Source organism: Rhizobium phaseoli (genome assembly GCF_010668805.1).
GTDB lineage: Bacteria > Pseudomonadota > Alphaproteobacteria > Rhizobiales > Rhizobiaceae > Rhizobium > Rhizobium phaseoli_A.
Map to the genome: position 1 here is coordinate 143,091 of NZ_WUFT01000015.1, position 19,233 is coordinate 162,323.

The 19,233-nt window shown below is 61.2% G+C and carries 17 protein-coding genes and 2 pseudogenes; 14 read left to right on the top strand and 5 right to left on the bottom strand.

Annotated elements, in window-relative coordinates; genetic code table 11:
• Positions 1-5: 5 nt before the first annotated feature.
• The gene (gene ade / locus GR197_RS22810) at positions 6-1,703 is read left to right on the top strand and encodes an adenine deaminase (protein ID WP_164013681.1); all 1,698 of its coding nucleotides are present in this window, start codon (positions 6-8) and stop codon (positions 1,701-1,703) included.
• A gap of 63 nt (positions 1,704-1,766) precedes the next feature.
• Positions 1,767-1,964, top strand: a complete 198-nt coding sequence (locus GR197_RS22815) for a hypothetical protein (RefSeq protein WP_164013683.1) — start codon at positions 1,767-1,769, stop codon at positions 1,962-1,964.
• A 267-nt stretch (positions 1,965-2,231) separates the two neighbouring features.
• Here GR197_RS22815 and GR197_RS22820 read toward each other — a convergent pair whose 3' ends face one another.
• On the bottom strand, positions 2,232-3,878 hold the full coding sequence (locus GR197_RS22820; protein ID WP_164013685.1) for an alpha-glucosidase family protein: 1,647 nt from the start codon (positions 3,876-3,878) through the stop codon (positions 2,232-2,234).
• A gap of 285 nt (positions 3,879-4,163) precedes the next feature.
• On the opposite strand from GR197_RS22820, the gene GR197_RS22825 reads away from it, so the two are divergent.
• The 7 genes from GR197_RS22825 (at position 4,164) to GR197_RS22855 (ending at position 11,170) form a co-directional block, all read left to right on the top strand.
• Positions 4,164-5,744 (top strand): peptide ABC transporter substrate-binding protein, encoded by a 1,581-nt coding sequence (locus tag GR197_RS22825; RefSeq protein ID WP_164013686.1) that lies wholly within the window; start codon positions 4,164-4,166, stop codon positions 5,742-5,744.
• 48 nt (positions 5,745-5,792) lie between these two features.
• Positions 5,793-6,716: an ABC transporter permease subunit gene (locus GR197_RS22830; RefSeq protein ID WP_164013688.1), complete on the top strand. Its 924-nt coding sequence runs from the start codon at positions 5,793-5,795 to the stop codon at positions 6,714-6,716.
• A complete protein-coding gene (locus GR197_RS22835) occupies positions 6,713-7,630 on the top strand; it encodes an ABC transporter permease (protein ID WP_164013690.1) in 918 nt (305 codons plus the stop codon). Before GR197_RS22830 ends, GR197_RS22835 begins: the two co-directional genes overlap by 4 nt.
• Before the next feature lies 1 nt (position 7,631).
• The gene (locus tag GR197_RS22840; protein ID WP_164013692.1) at positions 7,632-8,639 is read left to right on the top strand and encodes an ABC transporter ATP-binding protein; all 1,008 of its coding nucleotides are present in this window, start codon (positions 7,632-7,634) and stop codon (positions 8,637-8,639) included.
• Positions 8,632-9,618 carry an ABC transporter ATP-binding protein gene (locus tag GR197_RS22845; protein WP_164013694.1) on the top strand — a complete coding sequence of 329 codons (987 nt, stop codon included), beginning with the start codon at positions 8,632-8,634 and terminating at the stop codon, positions 9,616-9,618. The genes GR197_RS22840 and GR197_RS22845 overlap by 8 nt, the downstream gene beginning before the upstream one ends.
• Before the next feature lie 132 nt (positions 9,619-9,750).
• Entirely contained in the window at positions 9,751-10,092 is a 342-nt protein-coding gene (locus tag GR197_RS22850) for a hypothetical protein (protein WP_164013696.1), read from the top strand.
• 157 nt (positions 10,093-10,249) lie between these two features.
• Positions 10,250-11,170 carry a PfkB family carbohydrate kinase gene (locus GR197_RS22855; RefSeq protein WP_164013698.1) on the top strand — a complete coding sequence of 307 codons (921 nt, stop codon included), beginning with the start codon at positions 10,250-10,252 and terminating at the stop codon, positions 11,168-11,170.
• A 59-nt stretch (positions 11,171-11,229) separates the two neighbouring features.
• Here the strand turns inward: GR197_RS22855 and gstI are convergent, their stop codons facing one another.
• Positions 11,230-11,421 carry a glutamine synthetase translation inhibitor GstI gene (gstI, locus tag GR197_RS22860; RefSeq protein WP_164013700.1) on the bottom strand — a complete coding sequence of 64 codons (192 nt, stop codon included), beginning with the start codon at positions 11,419-11,421 and terminating at the stop codon, positions 11,230-11,232.
• Between the two features lie 430 nt (positions 11,422-11,851).
• On the opposite strand from gstI, the gene GR197_RS22865 reads away from it, so the two are divergent.
• The 3 genes and pseudogenes from GR197_RS22865 to GR197_RS22875 form a co-directional block, all read left to right on the top strand.
• Positions 11,852-12,892, top strand: coding sequence for a glutamine synthetase beta-grasp domain-containing protein (locus GR197_RS22865; protein ID WP_164013702.1), 1,041 nt, complete (start codon positions 11,852-11,854; stop codon positions 12,890-12,892).
• A 239-nt stretch (positions 12,893-13,131) separates the two neighbouring features.
• A complete protein-coding gene (locus tag GR197_RS22870) occupies positions 13,132-14,313 on the top strand; it encodes a glycosyltransferase family 4 protein (protein ID WP_164013704.1) in 1,182 nt (393 codons plus the stop codon).
• A gap of 96 nt (positions 14,314-14,409) precedes the next feature.
• Positions 14,410-14,547: pseudogene (locus tag GR197_RS22875) on the top strand (MarR family transcriptional regulator); the annotation flags it as partial.
• A gap of 216 nt (positions 14,548-14,763) precedes the next feature.
• On the opposite strand, the gene der reads toward GR197_RS22875, so the two are convergent.
• From der to GR197_RS22890, 3 genes are all read right to left on the bottom strand, one after another.
• The gene (gene der, locus GR197_RS22880) at positions 14,764-16,188 is read right to left on the bottom strand and encodes a ribosome biogenesis GTPase Der (protein ID WP_164013706.1); all 1,425 of its coding nucleotides are present in this window, start codon (positions 16,186-16,188) and stop codon (positions 14,764-14,766) included.
• Positions 16,189-16,204: 16 nt separating this feature from the next.
• Entirely contained in the window at positions 16,205-16,888 is a 684-nt protein-coding gene (locus GR197_RS22885) for a tetratricopeptide repeat protein (RefSeq protein WP_164013708.1), read from the bottom strand.
• Positions 16,889-17,104: 216 nt separating this feature from the next.
• Positions 17,105-17,683, bottom strand: a complete 579-nt coding sequence (locus GR197_RS22890) for an NnrU family protein (protein WP_164013711.1) — start codon at positions 17,681-17,683, stop codon at positions 17,105-17,107.
• Between the two features lie 123 nt (positions 17,684-17,806).
• On the opposite strand from GR197_RS22890, the gene GR197_RS22895 reads away from it, so the two are divergent.
• A complete protein-coding gene (locus tag GR197_RS22895) occupies positions 17,807-18,796 on the top strand; it encodes a polysaccharide deacetylase (protein WP_164013713.1) in 990 nt (329 codons plus the stop codon).
• Between the two features lie 254 nt (positions 18,797-19,050).
• A pseudogene (locus tag GR197_RS22900) lies at positions 19,051-19,233 on the top strand (IS110 family transposase); the annotation flags it as partial.

Sequence of the window (19,233 nt, forward strand, 5' to 3'; positions counted from 1 at the left end):
ATGCCATGACCAGCAGACTTGAGCGTTTCATCGACCAGGGCGTCGGCCGCATGCCGGCCGATATCGTCCTGAAGGGTGGACATTTCTTCGATCTCGTCACCGGTGAGCTCGTCCAGTCGGACATCGCCATCGGCGGTGATCGCATCGTCGGCACCTCAGGCAATTATCGGGGCGGAACCGAGATCGACATATCGGGAAAAATAGTCGTTCCCGGCTTCATCGACACGCATCTGCACATCGAATCCTCGCTGGTGACGCCACATGAATTCGACCGCTGCGTCCTGCCCTACGGCGTCACCACCGCGATCTGCGATCCGCACGAAATCGCCAATGTGCTCGGCGCAGCCGGCATCGAGTTCTTTCTCGAATCCGCGCTCGAGACGATCATGGACATCCGCGTCCAGCTCTCCTCCTGCGTTCCGGCAACCCATCTCGAAACCTCCGGCGCGGATCTGCCGATCGAGCGCCTCCTGCCCTTCCGCCACCATCCGAAGGTCATCGGCCTTGCCGAATTCATGAATTTCCCCGGCGTGATCCACAAGGATCCGGTCTGCATGGCCAAGCTCGACGCCTTCCAGGGCGGCCACATCGACGGTCACGCGCCGCTTCTTTCCGGCAATGACCTCAATGGCTACCTCGCAGCCGGCATCCGCACCGAGCATGAATGCACGACCGCCACCGAGGCGCTGGAAAAGATCCGCAAAGGCATGCATATCCTGGTGCGCGAGGGCTCGGTGTCCAAGGATCTTGCCGCACTGATGCCCATTATTACCGAGCGGCTTTCACCCTTTCTGGCGCTCTGCACCGACGACCGCAATCCGCTCGATATCGCCGAACAGGGCCATCTCGATCACATGATTCGCACGGCGATCGCCAGCGGCGTCGAGCCCCTGGCGATCTACCGCGCCGCCTCGATCTCGGCTGCCCGCGCCTTCGGCCTCAGGGACCGTGGCCTGGTGGCGCCGGGCTGGCGCGCCGACTTAGTGGTACTCGACAGCCTGGAGGGTTGCCGTGCCGACATGGTCTTCTCCGCCGGCCGCCGCGTCACCGATGCGCTCTTTTCCTCACGCAGACCGGTTGCCCCGATCGGCCTCGACAGCGTCAAGGCCCGGCCCGTCAACGCCGCCCATTTCGGCGTGCCGGTCGCCGAGGGCGAAACGCCTGTCATCGGCGTCATGCCGGGCAAAATCATCACCGAGCATCGCCGCTACCGCCTGCCCGTCAGGGGCAACGAGACGGCGGTCGATCTTGCCAACGATATCATCAAGGTCGCCGTCATCGAGCGCCACGGCAAGAACGGCAACCACGCCAACGGCTTCGTCCAGGGCTTTGGCCTGAAGAAGGGCGCGATCGCCTCCACAGTCGGCCATGACAGCCACAATATCTGCGTCGTCGGCGTCAGCGAGGATGATATGGCCCGCGCCGCAAACCGCCTCGGCGAGATCAAGGGCGGCTTTGTCGTCGTCGAAGACGGCAAGGTTACCGGCGAAATCGCCCTGCCCATCGCCGGCCTGATGAGCCTCGAACCCTATGAGACGGTCCGCGATACGCTGCACCATCTGCGCAAGGCCGCCTTCGCTCTCGGCGCCACGCTGGAGGAACCCTTCCTCCAACTCGCCTTTCTGCCGCTGCCGGTCATCCCGCACCTGAAGATCTCCGACCGCGGCATGGTCGATGTGGACAAATTCGCACTGATCGGGTGATCTGCCTGCCGAGCACCGGAGGAAGACAGACTGTGCCTTTCGCCAGCCTTCCGGTAATTCATCATGCTCGGCGGGTTCTGCATCCGGCACCTTGTCGAGCAGCTCCAAAAAACCATCACCAGTCGCGCCGCCGGCCCGTCTCTTGAGAAATTCCTCGGCAGTTTCGACGGCACCGACTTTTTGCGCGACCGCCGATGCGATCCACTGATTGAGAGACACGCCGTCTTCCCTCGCAAGGCGGGCAGCAGCCGCCTTGATTGAGCTTGGAAGCTTGAGCGGATAGGTGTTCGTGCTCATTTCCTGATTTCCTCCAGCAACTCCGAGGGACGAATGACCCGGAGCCCGAACCGGTCCTTCACTGCTTCGAAATCCCGGATATTGCACGTCACAAGCGCATCCGCACGTCCATTCACCGCCGCCTCGAGTACCGTCCTGCGGATCCGACAGTTGGGGCCGCCAGCGGAAATGCACATCCACCGCCTCGGCCAACGCAGCCATTTCCGCCATCAGGTCATCGATCTCCGGCCGTCAAACCCGCGCACAGAACCCGTCCAGCGCCGCAAGCTTCACCAGCCCCGAACCGGCCACCGCGTCAAAGCCCGGCAGCTCAAGCCGTTCCCCGAGCACCACGCCTTCAGGCAGGCGGAATTCCGCCGGTTCGCGCGTCAGGTTGAAAACGAAAAGCAATCTTTCGCCCTCCTTCTCGCGGGTGAAGGCGAGAAGGTCCTGGTTGGTGCCGATGAAGGTCATCTCGCCGTCGATCAGCGCGGCATGGCTCTTCCGGAATGCGAGCGTCCTGCGGTAGTGATGCAGCACCGAGCTGCCGCTGCCCTCCTGCGTATCCACGGAAAGTGCCGCCTGTTCGTAGGGGACCGGCAACCAGCTCTTCTCAGCCGATGTGAAGCCGGCATGCGCCTTGCCCGCCTCCCAGGGCATCGGTGTGCGGCATCCGTCGCGGCCCTTGAAGGCCGGCCAGAAGCGGATGCCGTAGGGATCGCGCAGATCCTCGAAGGCGAGCTCGGCCTCCGGCAGACCGAGCTCCTCGCCCTGATAGAGGCAGATCGAGCCGCGCAGCGCTGCAAGCACGGAGATCGCCAGCTTGGCGATGACGGGCCGCTCATCGGCCGTCAGCGCAAAACGGCTGACATGGCGCATGACGTCGTGGTTTGAAAAAGCCCAGCAGACCCAGCCGTCGGTCACCGACTTCTGGAAAGCTTCAACGCAGCCGCGAATATGCTCGGCGGTGAAATCCGGCCCCAAGAGGTCGAATGTGTAGCACATATGCAGCTTATCGCCGCCGCTGGTATAGGCGGCCACCGTCTTCAGCGAACGCCCGCCGTCGCCGACTTCGCCAACGGTCGTGCGATCCTCGTACTGGTCGAGCAGCACCCGGAAGCGCTTTAGGAAATCGACGTTTTCCGGTTGCGTCTTGTCATAGAGGTGATTCTGCATTCCATAGGGATTGCTGTCTGGCGCATCGAGACCTGCGTCGCCCTCATCAGGCTCGTGCGGCGGATTGCTTCTGAGCTGCTTGTCGCAGAAATAATAGTTGACCGTGTCCAGCCGGAAACCGTCGACGCCGCGGTCGAGCCAGAACTTCACCGTCTCCAGCACAGCATCCTGCACCGCCGTGCTGTGGAAATTCAGGTCCGGCTGCGAGGTCAGGAAATTGTGCTGGTAATATTGCCGGCGCACGCCGTCCCACTCCCAGCCCGGCCCGCCGAAGATCGACAGCCAATTGTTCGGCGCCGTGCCATCCGGCTTCGGATCGGCCCAGACATACCAGTCCGCCTTCTCATTGGTTCGGCTCGTCCGGCTCTCGACGAACCAGGGGTGCCGGTCCGAGGTATGCGAGATCACCTGGTCGATGACGACCTTGATGCCGAGCCTGTGCGCCTCCACCATCATCTCGTCGAAATCGGCGAGCGTCCCGAAGATCGGGTCGACGTCGCAATAATCGGAAACGTCGTAGCCCATGTCGGCCATCGGCGACTTGAAGAAGGGCGAAAGCCAGATGGCGTCGACACCGAGACTGGCGATATGCGGCAGCCGGCGGGTGATTCCCTTGAGGTCGCCGAGCCCGTCGCTGTTGGTGTCCTGAAACGAGCGCGGATAAACCTGATAGATCACCGCGCCGCGCCACCAGTCCGCATTCCCGCCTGCCTGCAATGCCATCGACTACATCTCCTGCCTCGTCTGCGCCGCCACACTAAAGCGGACGGGGCAAAAGACAACTAGGGTGCGGCCTTAACGGAGACGGTTAGGAGGCAGCGGCGGGTCGTCGCGATCCGACAAGGGGGAGACGTATATAGGCTTGTCCACAACCCGTTTCCAGCTTCCGGATTTGGGGTTGCAACGCGATTCCTTTGCGATAAGGTGCGCGCTGACCTGCACGTAAGAGGTCAAATGTCGGGAACAGATGTCTAATAAAGGCGCAAAGCCTTGAAAGGTGGACCCACCATGAACCAGTTCACGAAAAAATTTCTCGCCTCCGCAATGCTTGGCACATTGCTGGCGTTTTCGGCGCAAGCGGCAACGCTGAATATTCACAATGGTGGCGACCCGCAGTCGCTCGATCCGCAGAAGCTTTCCGGCGACTGGGAAAATCGTATCGCCGGCGACATCTTCGAAGGCCTCGTCACCGAGGACGCCAAGGATAATCCGGTCCCCGGCCAGGCAGAAAGCTGGACGATTTCGCCTGACGGCAAGGTTTACACCTTCAAGCTTCGCGACGGCATCAAGTGGTCCGATGGCCAGCCGGTAACGGCGGGAGACTTCGTCTTCGCCTTCCAGCGCCTCGTCGACCCGAAGAACGCCGCCGACTATGCCTATCTGCAGTTCACCATCAAGAATGCCGAAAAGATCAACAAGGGTGAGATCACCGACCTCAACCAGCTCGGCGTCAAGGCGATCGACGACAAGACCCTCGAAATCACCCTCGAAAACCCGACACCCTATTTCCTCAATGCCCTGATGCATTACACCGCCTATCCACTGCCCAAGCACGTCGTCGAAGCGAAGGGCCAGGATTGGGTCAAGATCGGCAACATCGTCACCAACGGTCCTTACAAGCCGGTCGAATGGGTTCCGGGCTCGCATGTCACCACGGTCAAGAACGACCAGTGGTACGGCGCCAAGGATCTGAAGATCGACGGCGCGAAGTTCTTCGTGCTTGAGGATCAGGAAGCCGCGCTGAAACGCTACCGCGCCGGCGAATTCGATATCCTCACCGACTTCCCGACCGACCAGTACGAGTGGATGAAGAAGAACCTGCCTGGCCAGGCGCATGTGGCTCCCTTTTCCGGCCTCTACTACTATGTCATCAATTCGACCAAACCGCCCTTCGCCGACAAGCGCGTGCGCCAGGCTCTCTCCATGGCGATCAACCGCGAAGTCATCGGCCCGCAAATTCTCGGCACCGGCGAACTGCCGGCCTATTCCTGGGTCCCGCCGGGCACGGCAAACTATGGCGAACCGGCCTACGTCTCCTGGAAGGATCTTCCCTACAAGGACAAGGTCGAAGAAGCCAAGAAGCTGCTGAAGGAAGCCGGTTTCGGTCCGGATCATCCGCTGACTGCCGAGCTCAAATACAACACCAACGACAATCACAAGCGCATCGCCGTGGCGATCGCCTCGATGTGGAAGCCGCTCGGCGTCAATGTCGAACTCGTCAATGCCGAGACCAAGGTGCACTATGACCAGTTGCAGCGCGGCGAAGTGCAGATCGGCCGCGCCGGCTGGCTCGCCGATTACAACGATCCGGACAATTTCCTGAACCTCCTGGTCACCGGCGTCCAGATGAACTACGGGCGCTGGTCCAATCCCGAGTACGACAAGTTGATCAAGGACGGCAACGCCGAGACGGATCTGAAGAAGCGCGCCGAAATCTTCAAGAAGGCCGAGCAGCTGGCGCTGGATGATTCCGCCGCCCTGCCGATCTACTACTACGTTTCGAAGAACGTCGTTTCCCCGAAGATCGAAGGCTTCGTCGACAACATCCAGGACATCCACCGCACCCGTTGGCTGTCGATGAAAGAGTAAGGGAAAACGGTCCTTCCCGCTCGTTGCGGGAAGGACCGGCCCACGATCATGATCAAATACGCCCTCCGTCGATTGCTTTCGACGATCCCCGTTTTGTGGATCGCCGTCACAGCCTGCTTTTTCGTTTTGCGCCTCGCCCCCGGCGGCCCGTTCGATGGCGAAAGGCCATTGCCGCCGGTGATCCTGAAGAACCTCGCGATCCACTACAATCTCGATAAGCCGCTGATCCAGCAGTACCTGATCTATGTCGGTGACCTGCTCCGGGGCGATCTCGGCCCCTCCTTTGCGAGTGAGGATTTTACCGTCGCCCAGCAGATCATGATCGGTCTGCCCTACACCTTCACCATCGGCACGGCCGCCTTCCTGCTTGCCATCATCATCGGCGTCGCCGTTGGCTGTCTTGGGGCGCTCTACCAGAACAAGACGCCGGATTACATTCTGGGCAGCCTCATCCTGGTCGGCGTCGTGTTGCCGAACTTCCTGATCGCGCCGATCCTGCAGCTTGTCTTCGGCATCCATCTCGCCTGGTTTCCGGTCGGCGGCTGGGGTGATGGCTCGATCAAATACCTGATCCTGCCGATCGTCGTTCTGGCCCTGCCGCATGCAGGTCGCATCTCGCGCATCACCCGTGGCTCGATGATCGAGGTGATGAACCAGAACTTCATCCGAACAGCCAAGGCCAAGGGCATCGGCCCGCGGCTGACGGTAATGCGTCATGCGCTGAAACCGGCGCTGATGCCTGTCGTCTCCTATCTTGGGCCGGCGGCAAGCTATCTTCTCACTGGTTCGCTCGTTGTTGAAAGCATCTTCGGATTGCCCGGCATCGGCCGCTACTTCGTCAACGCAGCGCTGAACCGCGATTACGGCATGGTTCTCGGCACGGTCATCTTCTACATGGTGCTGATCGTGTTCCTGAACCTTCTGGTCGATATCGCCTATGCCTGGCTCGACCCGAAAGTGAGAAACCGATGATTCTCAACCCCGCAAAACGCGAACTGCTCGCCCAGGAGCTGCTGGAAGCCGAGGGCCTGGCACCCGAAGGCCGTTCGCTCACCAGGGATGCACTGCGCCGTCTCGGGCGCAACAAGGCGGCCGTCCTGTCGATCGTGGTCCTGGCGCTACTGATCCTCGCCGCCTTCCTCGGCCCCTGGTTCATTCCCTTCAATTACGAGGATCCTGATTGGGCCGCCTTCCGCATCCCGCCCTCGATCGAGACCGGCCATTATTTCGGCACCGACCCGAACGGTCGCGACCTTCTCGCCCGCGTGCTTTACGGCACCCGCATCTCGCTTGCGGTGGCGTTGACGGCGACCGTCGTCTCGGTCGTCATCGGCGTGCTCTACGGTGCGATTTCGGGCTATATTGGCGGCAGGCTGGACGCGATCATGATGCGCTTCGTCGACATCATGTACGCATTCCCCTACATCCTCTTCGTCATCCTGCTGATGGTGATCTTCGGCCGCAACGTCTATCTGCTTTTCGCCGCGATCGGCGCGTTGGAATGGCTGACCATGGCCCGCATCGTGCGTGGCCAGACCCTGTCGATCAAGCACCGGGAATTCATCGAGGCGGCCCGTGCCTCCGGGCAGAGGCCGCTCAAGATCATCCTCAAGCACATCATTCCGAACCTCGTCGGACCCGTAGTGATCTTCGCAGCACTGACCGTGCCTGAAATCATCGCCACCGAAAGCTTTCTTTCCTATCTCGGCTTCGGCGTCCAGGAACCGCTGACCTCGCTCGGCACGCTGATCGCCGAGGGGAGCGATGCCATGGAAAGCATGCCGTGGCTGCTGATCTTCCCGGCAAGCTTCCTCGTGGCACTGCTGCTCAGCCTGCTCTTCATCGGCGACGGCCTGCGCGACGCGTTCGACCCGAAGGATCGCTAGAATGCCCCATGAAACGCAGAAAGAAATACTCCTTGAACTCAAGGACTATTCGATCACCTTCAAAACGCCCGACGGCGAGGTGAAGGCGGTCTCGAACATCAACCTCACCGTCCGGCGCGGCGAGCGCATCGCCATCGTCGGCGAATCCGGTTCCGGCAAGAGCCAGACCTTCCTCGGCATCATGGGCCTGCTCGCCAAGAACGGCAGGACGACGGGCCAAGCCTTGCTCGAAGGCAAGGACGTACTGTCGCTGAGGCCGCGCGCGCTCGACCAGATCCGCGGCAAGGACATGGCGATGGTTTTCCAGGACCCGATGACCGCCTTGAACCCGTCGCTGAAGATCTCCCGGCAGCTGACGGAACAGCTCGAGGTCCACCGCGGCCTGACGGCGCGAGCTGCATCCGAGGCGGCCCTCGACATGCTGAAACGCGTCGGCATCCCCGACCCGACGCGGCGCTTCCACCTCTATCCGCATGAGCTTTCCGGCGGCATGCGCCAGCGCATCGTCATTGCCATGGCGCTGCTGACCAAACCGAAGCTGCTGATCGCCGACGAACCGACGACGGCGCTCGACGTCACCATCCAGGCGCAGATCCTCGATCTGTTCAACGATCTGACGGCGGAGATGAACACGGCCCTCATCATGATCACCCACGATCTCGGCGTCGTCGCCGGCCTCGCCGACCGTGTCGCAGTCATGTATGCCGGCCGCATCGTCGAGGAGGCGCCCGTCGACGAACTCTTCGACAACCCAGCCCATCCCTATACGGCTGCGCTGCATGCCTCGATCCCGCGGCCGGACCAGGATGTCGACGATCTCGTCGTTATCCCTGGGCGCCCGCCGAACCTGCAGCACCTGCCGAAGGGCTGCAATTTCTCGCCGCGCTGTTCGCAGGTCCAGGACGATTGCATCGACCTTCCGCCGCCACTCGAAACACTGGCACCGCGCCACTGCGCCGCCTGCTACCACCCGTTCCCGCGTCGCGAGGAGTTGCTGAACCATGGCTGACCGATCGCTTCTGCGGGTCGAGAACCTGACGACCCAGTTCGAATTGCCGGCGAAGGGCCTGTTCAAGCCGCCGGTCTTCCTCACCGCCGTCAACAATGTCAGCTTCGATCTCGCCGAAGGCCGCACTCTCGGCATCGTCGGCGAATCCGGCTGCGGCAAGTCCACGCTCGGCCGCTCCATCCTGCGGCTGCTGAAGTCGCAGAAGGGCCGCATCCTCTGGCAAGGCCGCAACCTTCTCGACCTGTCTGAAGAGGAAATGCGCGCCGCGCGCCGCGACATGCAGATCATCTTCCAGGATCCGATCGCTTCGCTCGACCCGCGCATGACGGTCGGCGACATCATCGCCGAGCCGCTCACCGTCTTCGAGCCGAAGCTTTCGAAGGCCGGACGCACCGAACGCGTCCGCGAAATCATGACCGCCGTCGGCCTAGTGCCGGAGATGATCAACCGCTATCCGCACGAATTCTCCGGCGGTCAGGCGCAACGTATCGGCATTGCCCGCGCCGTCATCACCAAACCGAAGCTCATCATCTGCGACGAGCCGGTTTCGGCCCTCGACGTTTCGATCCAGGGCCAGGTCATCACGCTTCTGCGCAAATTGCGCAAGGAATTCGGCCTGACGCTGATCTTCATCAGCCACGACCTTTCGGTCGTGCGGCTGATCTCTGACGATGTGCTGGTGCTCTATCTCGGCAGGGTGGTGGAAGCCGGAGATTGCGCCACCGTCTTCGATCATCCGGCCCATCCCTATACGCAGGCGCTGTTTTCCGCAGCACCCATCCCGGATCCGAAGCTCGCGCGGCTGCGCACCCGCATCCGCCTGCAGGGCGATCCGCCCTCGCCGCTCAACCCGCCGAAAGGCTGTGTCTTCTCACCGCGCTGCTGGAAAGCGACCGATATCTGTCGCACCGAGATGCCGCCGACCGAGGAGGTTCGCCCCGGTCAGAAGGCCGCCTGTTATCATATGGACAGGCCTTAAGCGGCCACGCAAATTCGGGATGAAGTGCGTGGAAAGCGGACTTATTTTGGGTTCTAAAATCCCCGATAAGAAAGATTTATCTGCGCACGTGCTATTTTTTTCCCGTCCAATCATGGGCTGGGGAACGCATATATGAAATCGAAACTATCAGGATTGATCGCGGTTGCGGCCGCGATTATCGCCGCCTCCGCCGTTTCGGCACAGGCCGAAGATCTGAAATTCAAGCTGACCAACGGCACGAACTCCGTCCTGCAGCGCTTCTACAGCGCTCCGACCGGTGTCGATAACTGGGAGGAGGACGTCTTCGGCGATCAGGTTCTCAATCCGGGCGAAAGCATGGATATTACCATCGCCGATGGCCGCACCGTCTGCAAATACGATATGCGCTTCGAGTTCGAGGAAGGATCAAACCTCGACACCACCGAAGATACGCAGGATCTTTGCCAGATGGGCAGCTACACCATCCACGAATAAAGAGCCTTCGCCGATGCCTGCCTTCGCCTCGTCCGCGAAGGCGGGTTTTTACCTCCCGCGACATCGGCGCCAATGATATCAGCGCCAACGATATCAGCGCTTGTCACTCTGCCCAGCTCCGCGTATCAGCGATGAAGAGCAATGCCGGGAGGACAAGGTGAGCAGACGGTTTCTATCGATCGGTGAATGCATGGTGGAACTCTCGCAGGCAGGTGACGGCCTGCTGCGCAAAGGCTTCGCCGGCGATACTTTCAACACCGCCTGGTATGCCCGCGCCTGCCTTGCAGCCGACTGGTCGGTCGATTATTTCACCGCCCTTGGCGAGGACGCCATGTCGGATGAGATGGCGGCCTTCATCGACAAGGCAGGCATCGGCACCAGCCTTATTCACCGAATCAAGGGCAAGACGCCCGGCCTCTATATGATCAACCTGAAGAACGGCGAGCGCTCCTTCAGCTACTGGCGCGATAATTCGGCTGCCCGCAGCCTCGCAGCCGACCCGGATCGCCTGCGTGAAGCGGTGGAGAGTGCTGATGTCGTCTACTTCTCCGGCATTACCCTCGCCATCCTGCCGCAGGAGGATGCCGCGACGCTGCTTGCAGAAATCCGCCGCGCCAAGGCCGCCGGCAAGCTGGTGGTGTTCGACCCGAACATCCGCCCGCGTCTGTGGTCGAGCTATGACATCATGCACGCGACGATCAGCGAGGGCGCCCGCTCCTCCGTTCTCGTGATGCCGAGCTTCGACGACGAGGCCGCCCATTTCGGTGACGATTCCATCGAGGCGACGATCCACCGCTATCACGGGCTCGGCGCTGCCAACGTCGTCGTCAAGAACGGCGCGGACGGCGTCAGGCTGAATTTTGCCGGCGAAGAGAGCTTCGTTCCGGCCGAAAAGGTGGAGAAGGTGGTCGATACCACCAGCGCGGGCGACAGCTTTAATGGCGCCTTCCTCGCACACTATCTTGAAACAGAGGACGCAACCGCAGCAGCCGGCTTCGCCGCAGGCGTTGCAGCCCGCGTCGTCAGTGAACACGGCGCGCTGGTGGCAAAGGACAAGCTTGGATTGAAGTGCGGCTGAGCCCGCGCGCAAGCGCGCTCGCCTGTTAACGTTTTGCCCCGGGTTGAGGGGATAAAAAATCAGGACTTCGTCGGCCGATCGGTCTCGCGAACCGCCTCGTCATGGTACCAGCAGCTGTCGAGCGCTGCGTCGCAGACGTCAGCTGCCTCGCGTTCCATCAGCCGGGCGCGTTCGAACCGGTTGGCGGTCCGCGTCGGCTTGACGGGAAACTGGTAGATCGTTGCAGATTCACGGTGGAAACCGGTGGGCATGAGATCGCCTCCATTCAGTTCGGCGCATCAACATTCAAGGCCACGACCATAACATGATGCCCATAGTTTATGCAAATTGCACAATTTATATGCATCGCTATATTATGATTGATCGATATGCTGTCCGTGCCGAGAGCGTCCGCCTATTTGTTCAACACTTCATCATCTTCAACTAACGCCGAAATTTTCATCCGGTTCCGCAGCGAAAAACTCGGTTTCTTGCTGATTGATACGGCCTTTCCCCGTCAAAACCGGGTGGTTTCGGCAAAAGAAAATGCATGTTGGTCTGCCGATTTGCGATTTTTTCTTCTCCCTCAGGCAAACTGGCACGCTACGTGCTTTTAAAGTGTCATCCCCTGGCGGTCGGATGTGCTTGCGCGCCGAAATCGCTTCCGGATTTGCTCACCTTTGTCGCATTGAGAGAGTCACGATGACAAAATATAAGCTCGAGTATATTTGGCTCGATGGGTACACTCCGGTACCGAACCTGCGTGGTAAGACGCAGATCAAGGAATTCGACGTATTCCCGACGCTGGAACAGCTTCCGCTCTGGGGCTTCGACGGTTCGTCGACCATGCAGGCCGAAGGCCGCAGTTCCGATTGCGTGCTGAAGCCCGTCGCCATCTATCCCGACCCGGCCCGCACCAACGGCGCGCTCGTCATGTGCGAAGTCATGATGCCCGATGGCGTCACACCGCATTCGAGCAACGCTCGCGCGACCATTCTCGACGATGAAGATGCCTGGTTCGGTTTCGAGCAGGAATATTTCTTCTACCAGAACGGCCGTCCGCTTGGCTTCCCCGAGCAGGGCTACCCGGCTCCGCAGGGTCCATATTACACCGGCGTCGGCTATTCGAACGTCGGCGACGTTGCCCGCGAAATCGTCGAAGAACATCTCGATCTCTGCCTCGCTGCCGGCATCAACCACGAAGGCATCAATGCCGAAGTGGCCAAGGGCCAGTGGGAATTCCAGATTTTCGGCAAGGGCTCCAAGAAAGCCGCCGACCAGATCTGGATGGCTCGCTACCTGCTGCAGCGCCTGACTGAAAAGTACGGCATCGACATCGAGTATCACTGCAAGCCGCTCGGCGATACCGACTGGAATGGTTCGGGCATGCATTGCAACTTCTCGACCAAGTTCATGCGCGAAGTCGGCGGCAAGGCCTATTTCGAAGCGCTGATGGCGCAGTTCGAAACGAACCTGATGGACCACATCGACGTCTACGGTCCTGACAACGACAAGCGCCTGACCGGCAAGCACGAAACGGCACCGTGGAACAAGTTCTCCTACGGCGTTGCCGACCGCGGCGCTTCGATCCGCGTCCCGCACTCCTTCGTCAAGAACGATTACAAGGGCTATCTGGAAGACCGCCGTCCGAACTCGCAGGGCTGCCCCTACCAGATCGCTTCGCAGGTTCTGAAGACGATTTCGGAAGTGCCGACTGCAAGCTCGGCTTCCGCTGCCGCTTAACCTCCCAAACGGCGCCGGTCCACGACCGGCGCCGTCATTCGTTCCGCGCGGAAGCCGCGATCGACCGCTGACATACTCGCGGCGATCCGGCCGCTAAAAGCCTGCAAACGCTGGCATGCGGCTGTAATATTTCCATCATGATCATGCCTCAAAATAGGCAGGCGGGAATCGCCGTTCCGGAGCCCCGCTTTTGGGGCTAAGCGTTGGCATATCGAGGCAACGCGGATGGAAATCATGACATGCTGCAACGTCCAGCAAACACTCATCATGGCGAGAGCTGGGCCAATGCTACAGCCGCCGGCAACCTGCCCGAACGGCTGGTGATCGTCACCGATGCCTGGCATCCACAGGTCAACGGCGTCGTGCGCTCGATCGAGAACACCAATCGCGAATTGGCGAAGATGGGCGTTGCGGTTTCGATGGTCACACCGGAGCGCTTCAACAGCATCCCCTGCCCAACCTATCCCGAGATCCGCCTGTCGATCGCCAATTACCGCCGCATCGCCCGCGAGATCGAAAAACACAATCCTTCCTATGTGCATATCGCCACCGAAGGACCGCTGGGGCTGACCGCCCGCCGCTGGTGCCTGCGCAAGGGCATGCCCTTCTCCACCAGCTATCACACGCGCTTTCCCGAATATGTGTCCGCCCGCCTGCCGATACCGCAGAGTTGGCTTTATGCCTTCGTACGCTGGTTCCATAATGGCGGCGCCGGCTGCATGGTCGCGACCCCGAGCCTTGCTCGCGAACTTTCGGCACGTGGCATCAAGAACCTGATGCCCTGGACCCGTGGCATTGACGCCACGCAATTCCACCCCATGCCGCTTGAGGAGGCGCCATTCGGCCTCCCTCGCCCGATCTTCATGACGGTCGGCCGCGTGGCACTGGAAAAGAACCTGCCGGCCTTTCTCGATCTCGACCTGCCCGGTTCGAAGGTTGTCGTGGGCGACGGACCGGCACGCGCCGAGCTGGAGCAGCGGTATCCCGACGTGCACTTTACCGGGGTGATGTTCGGCGAGGATCTGGCCAAAGCCTATGCCCAGGCCGACGTCTTCGTCTTCCCCTCGCTCACCGACACTTTCGGCAACACCATCCTCGAAGCGCTGGCATCGGGCGTGCCGGTCGCAGCCTACCCCGTCACCGGCCCGCTCGATATCATCGGCGAGGACAGCGCGGTCGGCGCGCTCGACCAGAACCTGCAAACCGCTTGCCTTGCCGCCCTCTCCGCTTCGCGCGTCAAGGCGCGCGAGCTTGCCATGCAATATTCGTGGGAAGCGGCGACGCTGCAGTTCATCAACAACATCCGCGCCGCCAACGGCGTGATCACGCCGAAATGGAAGAAGGCCTGGCAATTTGCCAAGTCGCTGCCTAGAAGCAGAAAGCCCGGCGAAACCGCCGGGCCTCTCCCCTCCGCAGACTAAAGCAATTCCAGCAAAAGTGTGAAACGGTTTTGCGTCCGGAATTGCGTGAAGACAAAGAACTCTAATCGCCCTTACTTGTTGCGCTACGCGCAGCAGGGGAAGCGGCTGAAAGAAAAGGCGACTGGCATTCCTGGCTGCAACGTGGCAGCGAGCGGCCCCGATGCAGCGAATCTCAACCGGCTGCAGGCCGAGATCGTAGCGCTGCTCGAGGCGCTGAATAAGAGCGCGGCTTAGGTTCAGGACGATCAAGATAGGTCGTGCCTGAGGCGCCCCCTCTGCCCTGCCGGGCATCTCCCCCACAGGTGGGGAGATCGGCTGGGCGGACCCGCTCGCTTCAACATCGATTGTTTGGGGAGATCCTATCCGCCAGTCGATCTCCCTCCTTGTGGGGGAGATGCCCGGCAGGGCAGAGGGGGGTGCCCCAAGCCCGAGCAGCGCCCCAAAATAACCCTACGTCCGCCTCTTCTTGCCTTCGAACGGATTCTCAGCCGAACGGAAATGAATGCGGATCGGCACGCTCGGCATGTCGAAATCGGCACGCAGCCCGTTGATCAGATAACGCGTATAGGATTCCGGCAGCGCGTCGGAGCGGGTGCAGGAAATCATGAAGGCCGGTGGGCGGGCCTTGACCTGCGTCATGTACTTCAACTTGATGCGGCGGCCGGAAACGGCCGGTGGCGGATGCTGGATCTGCTGCGTCTCCAGCCAGCGATTGAGCTTCGCCGTCGAAATGCGCTTGTTCCAGATCCTGTCGGTGTCGATGATCGACTGCATCAGCTTGTCGAGCCCCCAGCCGGTCTGGCCGGAGATTGGCACCGCGCGGATGCCGCGCGCCTGCGGCAACAGCCGGTCGGTCTTTTCGCGCAGGTCCGCAAGCACCGCCTGCCGGTCCTCGATCATGTCCCACTTGTTGAAAGCGAGAACGGCCGCGCGGCCCTCGCGCAGCACCAGGTCGACGATCTGCAGGTCCTGTTTCTCGAAGGGGATCGTCGCATCGAAGACGATCACCACCGTCTCGGCGAAGCGGATGGCGCGCAACGCGTCGGCGACGGAAAGCTTCTCCAGCTTCTCGATCACCCGTGCCTTGCGGCGCATGCCTGCCGTATCGAACATCTTGATGGTGCGACCGCGCCAGTCCCATTCGACCGAGATGGAATCGCGGGTAATGCCTGCCTCCGGCCCGGTCAAAAGCCGGTCCTCGCCAAGAAAGCGATTGATCAGCGTCGATTTGCCGGCATTCGGCCGGCCGACGATCGCCACCCGCAGCGGCTTGGTGTCGTCATAGGCGGGCTCTTCGTCCTCGTCGCTGCCCTCTTCAGACTGCGGAATGTCGACGTCGGTGACGGCGGCATCCTCCTTGGCGGCGGGATAGGCCCGATCCTCGCCGATTGCCGCGACGATCGCATCGCGCAGGTCGAGCATGCCCTCGCCGTGTTCGGCCGAGATCGGTGTCGGTTCGCCGAGCCCGAGGGCATAGGCGTCATAAAAGCCACTGTCGGAGCCGCGTGCCTCGGATTTGTTGGCGACGAGAACCACCGGCTTGCCGCGCCGGCGCAGCATTTCGGCAAGGTCGGTATCGACGGGCGTCAAGCCGCTCTTGGCGTCGACGACGAAAAGCGAAAGATCCGCCTCGTCGATCGCCGCTTCCGTCTGGGCGCGCATCCGGCCCTGCAGGCTTTCCGCGTCGGCCTCTTCCAGACCGGCCGTGTCGATGATGGTGAAGGTCAGGCCCATCAGCCGCGCATCACCCGGACGGCGGTCGCGGGTCACACCCGGCGTGTCATCGACAAGCGCCAGCTTCTTACCCACCAGGCGGTTGAAAAGCGTTGACTTGCCGACATTCGGACGACCGACGATCGCGACCGTGAAACTCATTCTTTTTCCTTAAAACTCAGCCCTGCGCGGCGGGTGCCTTGCCGGATGCGGTAATGAGATCAAGCATCATGTGGGCGCGATTGGCAACATTGCGCGGGCTGTCGGTATCATCGACGATCGACTGGAACCACTGCCGCGCCTGCGCCATGTTGGCGGCCTTATAGGAAGCAAGGCCGAGCGCTTCGCGTGCCGAATGGCGGAAAGCATTGCCCGGGACGGCCATTTCCTCGATCGCGGCCGAAACCTGTTCGTAAGAGCCGTTCTCGATCAGCAGCCAGCCGGCCCGCATTTTGGCGGCATCGCGCACGGCGGCCGGAACCCCATTGTCCTTGCCGATCTCGTTGAAGGAAGCGATCGCCGCGGCGGTATCGCCCTTCTGCACCTCGACAGTCGCGGCCCGCATGCGCGCCAGCACCGGATAAGCGCCGTGGCCTTCCTTTTCGAGCTTGTCGAGCGCGGCCAGCGCCTCGTCATTCTTGTTCTCGTCGGCAAGCTTCATCGCCGCCAGGAACTGGTCGCCGGCGCCCGAGGAGCGGGTATCGTCCCAATATTCATAGAGAACCTTGCCGGCGGTGCCGGCGACGATCAGGATGGCGACGACGATGATATAGCGGCCGAACCGGCGCCAGACGCCCTTCATCTGGTCGGAGCGCAATTCCTCATTGACTTCACGGATGAAGCTGTCGTCGTTGAATGCCATTCTCGTCTCCGGCCGCGGAAATACCTATAGCATGTTCATGACATGCACATTGTCGGGCCTTCTACCCCATTTTGCCGCGGTTGTAAGGGGGATATGAAAGATTCGTTACGTCCAATGCATGTCGCCGGGAAGTGTGCAGCGGTTCCCGGATAACGACATGCATAAAAAACAAAGAGCTAAAGCGCGTCGCATGAATCAAGTTAACCGCGACGCGCTTTAGAGCGGCGAAACGCCGATCAGCCATTCGTGCAGCTTCCAGATGATCAGCGCCCAGACGACGATGCCGATGACGATCGCATAGAGATCGTATTTGGCCGACACGAACGGCCGGAGCACGATCTCGCCCGCGCGCTGCCGTCGTTTCAGCGAGATGCGCAGGATGACGCCCCAGGCGAGAAAGGCTGCAAACAGCAGCACCGACGAGGTCTCGCCATTGGCGAGCAGATGCGCCAGCGCCCAGATTTTCACCGACAGCACCATCGGATGTTTGGTCTTGGTGGCGATATGCCCCGCCGGCAGCAGCGAGGCGACGAGACAGATCATCGCGATCAGCATCAGCGTGATCGCGATATGCGCCGTCCAGACCGGCGGATTATAAAGCATGCCGGTTACTTCACGCGCCTGCCCGAAACCGTAGATCAACAGGATCAGCGTCGCCAGACTCGCGATCGAATAGGCCGCCCGCCAGCCCTTCTCGCCGAGGTTTGCGATCATCGAACGGCGAAAGCCGGGGGCCACCACCCGCACCAGATGCACCCCGAGGAAAAGTAAGATGCCGACGATAAGCAAAGTCATGGCGGGTCCCTTCCGTGCCGTTTGTCATGACTTACCGGCTGGCGGGAAAAAATACCAGTTGAGACCGCAGCTTCGCCTCAATTCTATCGGAGGTAAACCGCGAACAAATTGTCGCGGGTGCCCATGTCTCGTCCTCTGCTCTCCGCCTGTCTGGCTGCCTCCTTCCTCCTCCCCGCCATAGCGGAAGCGGCTGACCGGCCGAAACAACTGGTCATCATCTCGTTCGACGGCGCCCACGACAATGCGCTCTGGCTGAAAAGCCGCGAGATGGCAGCGAAGAACGACGCCCACTTCACCTATTTCCTCTCCTGCACCTTCCTGATGAACGAGGACGCGAAGAAGGCCTACCAGGCGCCGCACCAGAAACGCGGAAAATCCAATGTCGGCTTCGCCCAGAGCGACGACGAAATCCGCGAACGCCTTGGCAATATCTGGCATGCCCATCTCGAAGGCCACGACATATCGAGCCATGCCTGCGGCCATTTCGACGGCCGTCTTTGGAGCGAGGCCGACTGGTCGGCCGAATATGCCGCCTTTCACGCGACCCTGAAAAATGCCTGGACAAGCGTCGGCCTCGAGGAGCCGGCCGGCTGGCAGAATCTGGTCGATCACGGCATCAAGGGTTTTCGCGCGCCCTACCTCTCAGCGACGGCAGGCACCGACATGATCGCCGCCGAAAAGAAGGCGGGTTTCAGTTACGATGCGAGCCTTGTCACCAAAGGCCCCGCCATGCCTGTCGAGGAAGATGGCATCATCCGCTTCGGCCTGCCGCTGATCCCCGAGGGCCCGAGCGAGAAGCCGATCATCGGCATGGACTACAATCTCTTCGTGCGGCACTCGAAGGGCGAGGAAGACACCGCAGACAGCGCGGCCTTCGAGGAGCGCGCCTATTCAGCCTTCAAAGAGGCTTTCGAAAAACAATATGCCGGCGGCCGCATCCCCCTCCAGCTCGGCTTCCACTTCGTCGAGATGAACGGCGGCGCCTACTGGCGCGCCCTCGACCGTCTGGTCGCCGACGTCTGCCACCGCACCGACGTCGCCTGCGTCAGCTATTCCGAAGCGATCCCGATGATCGAGGCGCGCGGAAGATTGCAGCAGACGTCGGGGCTGTGAAGAACTTTTTTGAAGTGGCGTGCCGCGCGGCCCCCTCATCCGGCTGCCGCCACCTTTGTAACTTCCCTTTACCCGCTATTGGCGTAGTACTGCCTATTGCGGTGGCGGATGGAAGACCGTTGCACCTTTGGGACACCAAGCCCGTGGGGGGTCCGAAGGACGGGTCTCCGTCCGCCGTTCCATTGAACCCGAACAGTCGCCGGGGCCGCTTGCGAAAGCAAAGCCCGCTTAGGCAAGGATGGGATCAGATGGATATGAATGAGAGCGTGGTTGTCGGTATCGATGTTTCCAAAGACCGCTTGGATGTGGCGCTGCACCCTTCGGGCGAGCACTTCGCGGTCAGCAACGACCACGCCGGCCTTGAGGAATTAATCGCCAGGCTGGGCGCCTCCAGGCCGACGATCGTCGGCCTGGAGGCGCCCGGCGGCTACGAGATG

What these genes read in the sequence shown, in the direction of transcription:
- ade (WP_164013681.1), top strand. Translation starts at nt 6, where the DNA reads ATGACCAGCAGACTTGAGCGTTTCATCGACCAGGGCGTCGGCCGCATG.
- GR197_RS22815 (WP_164013683.1), top strand. Translation starts at nt 1,767, where the DNA reads ATGCTCGGCGGGTTCTGCATCCGGCACCTTGTCGAGCAGCTCCAAAAA.
- GR197_RS22820 (WP_164013685.1), bottom strand. Translation starts at nt 3,878, where the DNA reads ATGGCATTGCAGGCAGGCGGGAATGCGGACTGGTGGCGCGGCGCGGTG.
- GR197_RS22825 (WP_164013686.1), top strand. Translation starts at nt 4,164, where the DNA reads ATGAACCAGTTCACGAAAAAATTTCTCGCCTCCGCAATGCTTGGCACA.
- GR197_RS22830 (WP_164013688.1), top strand. Translation starts at nt 5,793, where the DNA reads ATGATCAAATACGCCCTCCGTCGATTGCTTTCGACGATCCCCGTTTTG.
- GR197_RS22835 (WP_164013690.1), top strand. Translation starts at nt 6,713, where the DNA reads ATGATTCTCAACCCCGCAAAACGCGAACTGCTCGCCCAGGAGCTGCTG.
- GR197_RS22840 (WP_164013692.1), top strand. Translation starts at nt 7,632, where the DNA reads ATGCCCCATGAAACGCAGAAAGAAATACTCCTTGAACTCAAGGACTAT.
- GR197_RS22845 (WP_164013694.1), top strand. Translation starts at nt 8,632, where the DNA reads ATGGCTGACCGATCGCTTCTGCGGGTCGAGAACCTGACGACCCAGTTC.
- GR197_RS22850 (WP_164013696.1), top strand. Translation starts at nt 9,751, where the DNA reads ATGAAATCGAAACTATCAGGATTGATCGCGGTTGCGGCCGCGATTATC.
- gstI (WP_164013700.1), bottom strand. Translation starts at nt 11,421, where the DNA reads ATGCCCACCGGTTTCCACCGTGAATCTGCAACGATCTACCAGTTTCCC.
- GR197_RS22865 (WP_164013702.1), top strand. Translation starts at nt 11,852, where the DNA reads ATGACAAAATATAAGCTCGAGTATATTTGGCTCGATGGGTACACTCCG.
- GR197_RS22870 (WP_164013704.1), top strand. Translation starts at nt 13,132, where the DNA reads ATGCTGCAACGTCCAGCAAACACTCATCATGGCGAGAGCTGGGCCAAT.
- der (WP_164013706.1), bottom strand. Translation starts at nt 16,188, where the DNA reads ATGAGTTTCACGGTCGCGATCGTCGGTCGTCCGAATGTCGGCAAGTCA.
- GR197_RS22885 (WP_164013708.1), bottom strand. Translation starts at nt 16,888, where the DNA reads ATGGCATTCAACGACGACAGCTTCATCCGTGAAGTCAATGAGGAATTG.
- GR197_RS22890 (WP_164013711.1), bottom strand. Translation starts at nt 17,683, where the DNA reads ATGACTTTGCTTATCGTCGGCATCTTACTTTTCCTCGGGGTGCATCTG.
- GR197_RS22895 (WP_164013713.1), top strand. Translation starts at nt 17,807, where the DNA reads ATGTCTCGTCCTCTGCTCTCCGCCTGTCTGGCTGCCTCCTTCCTCCTC.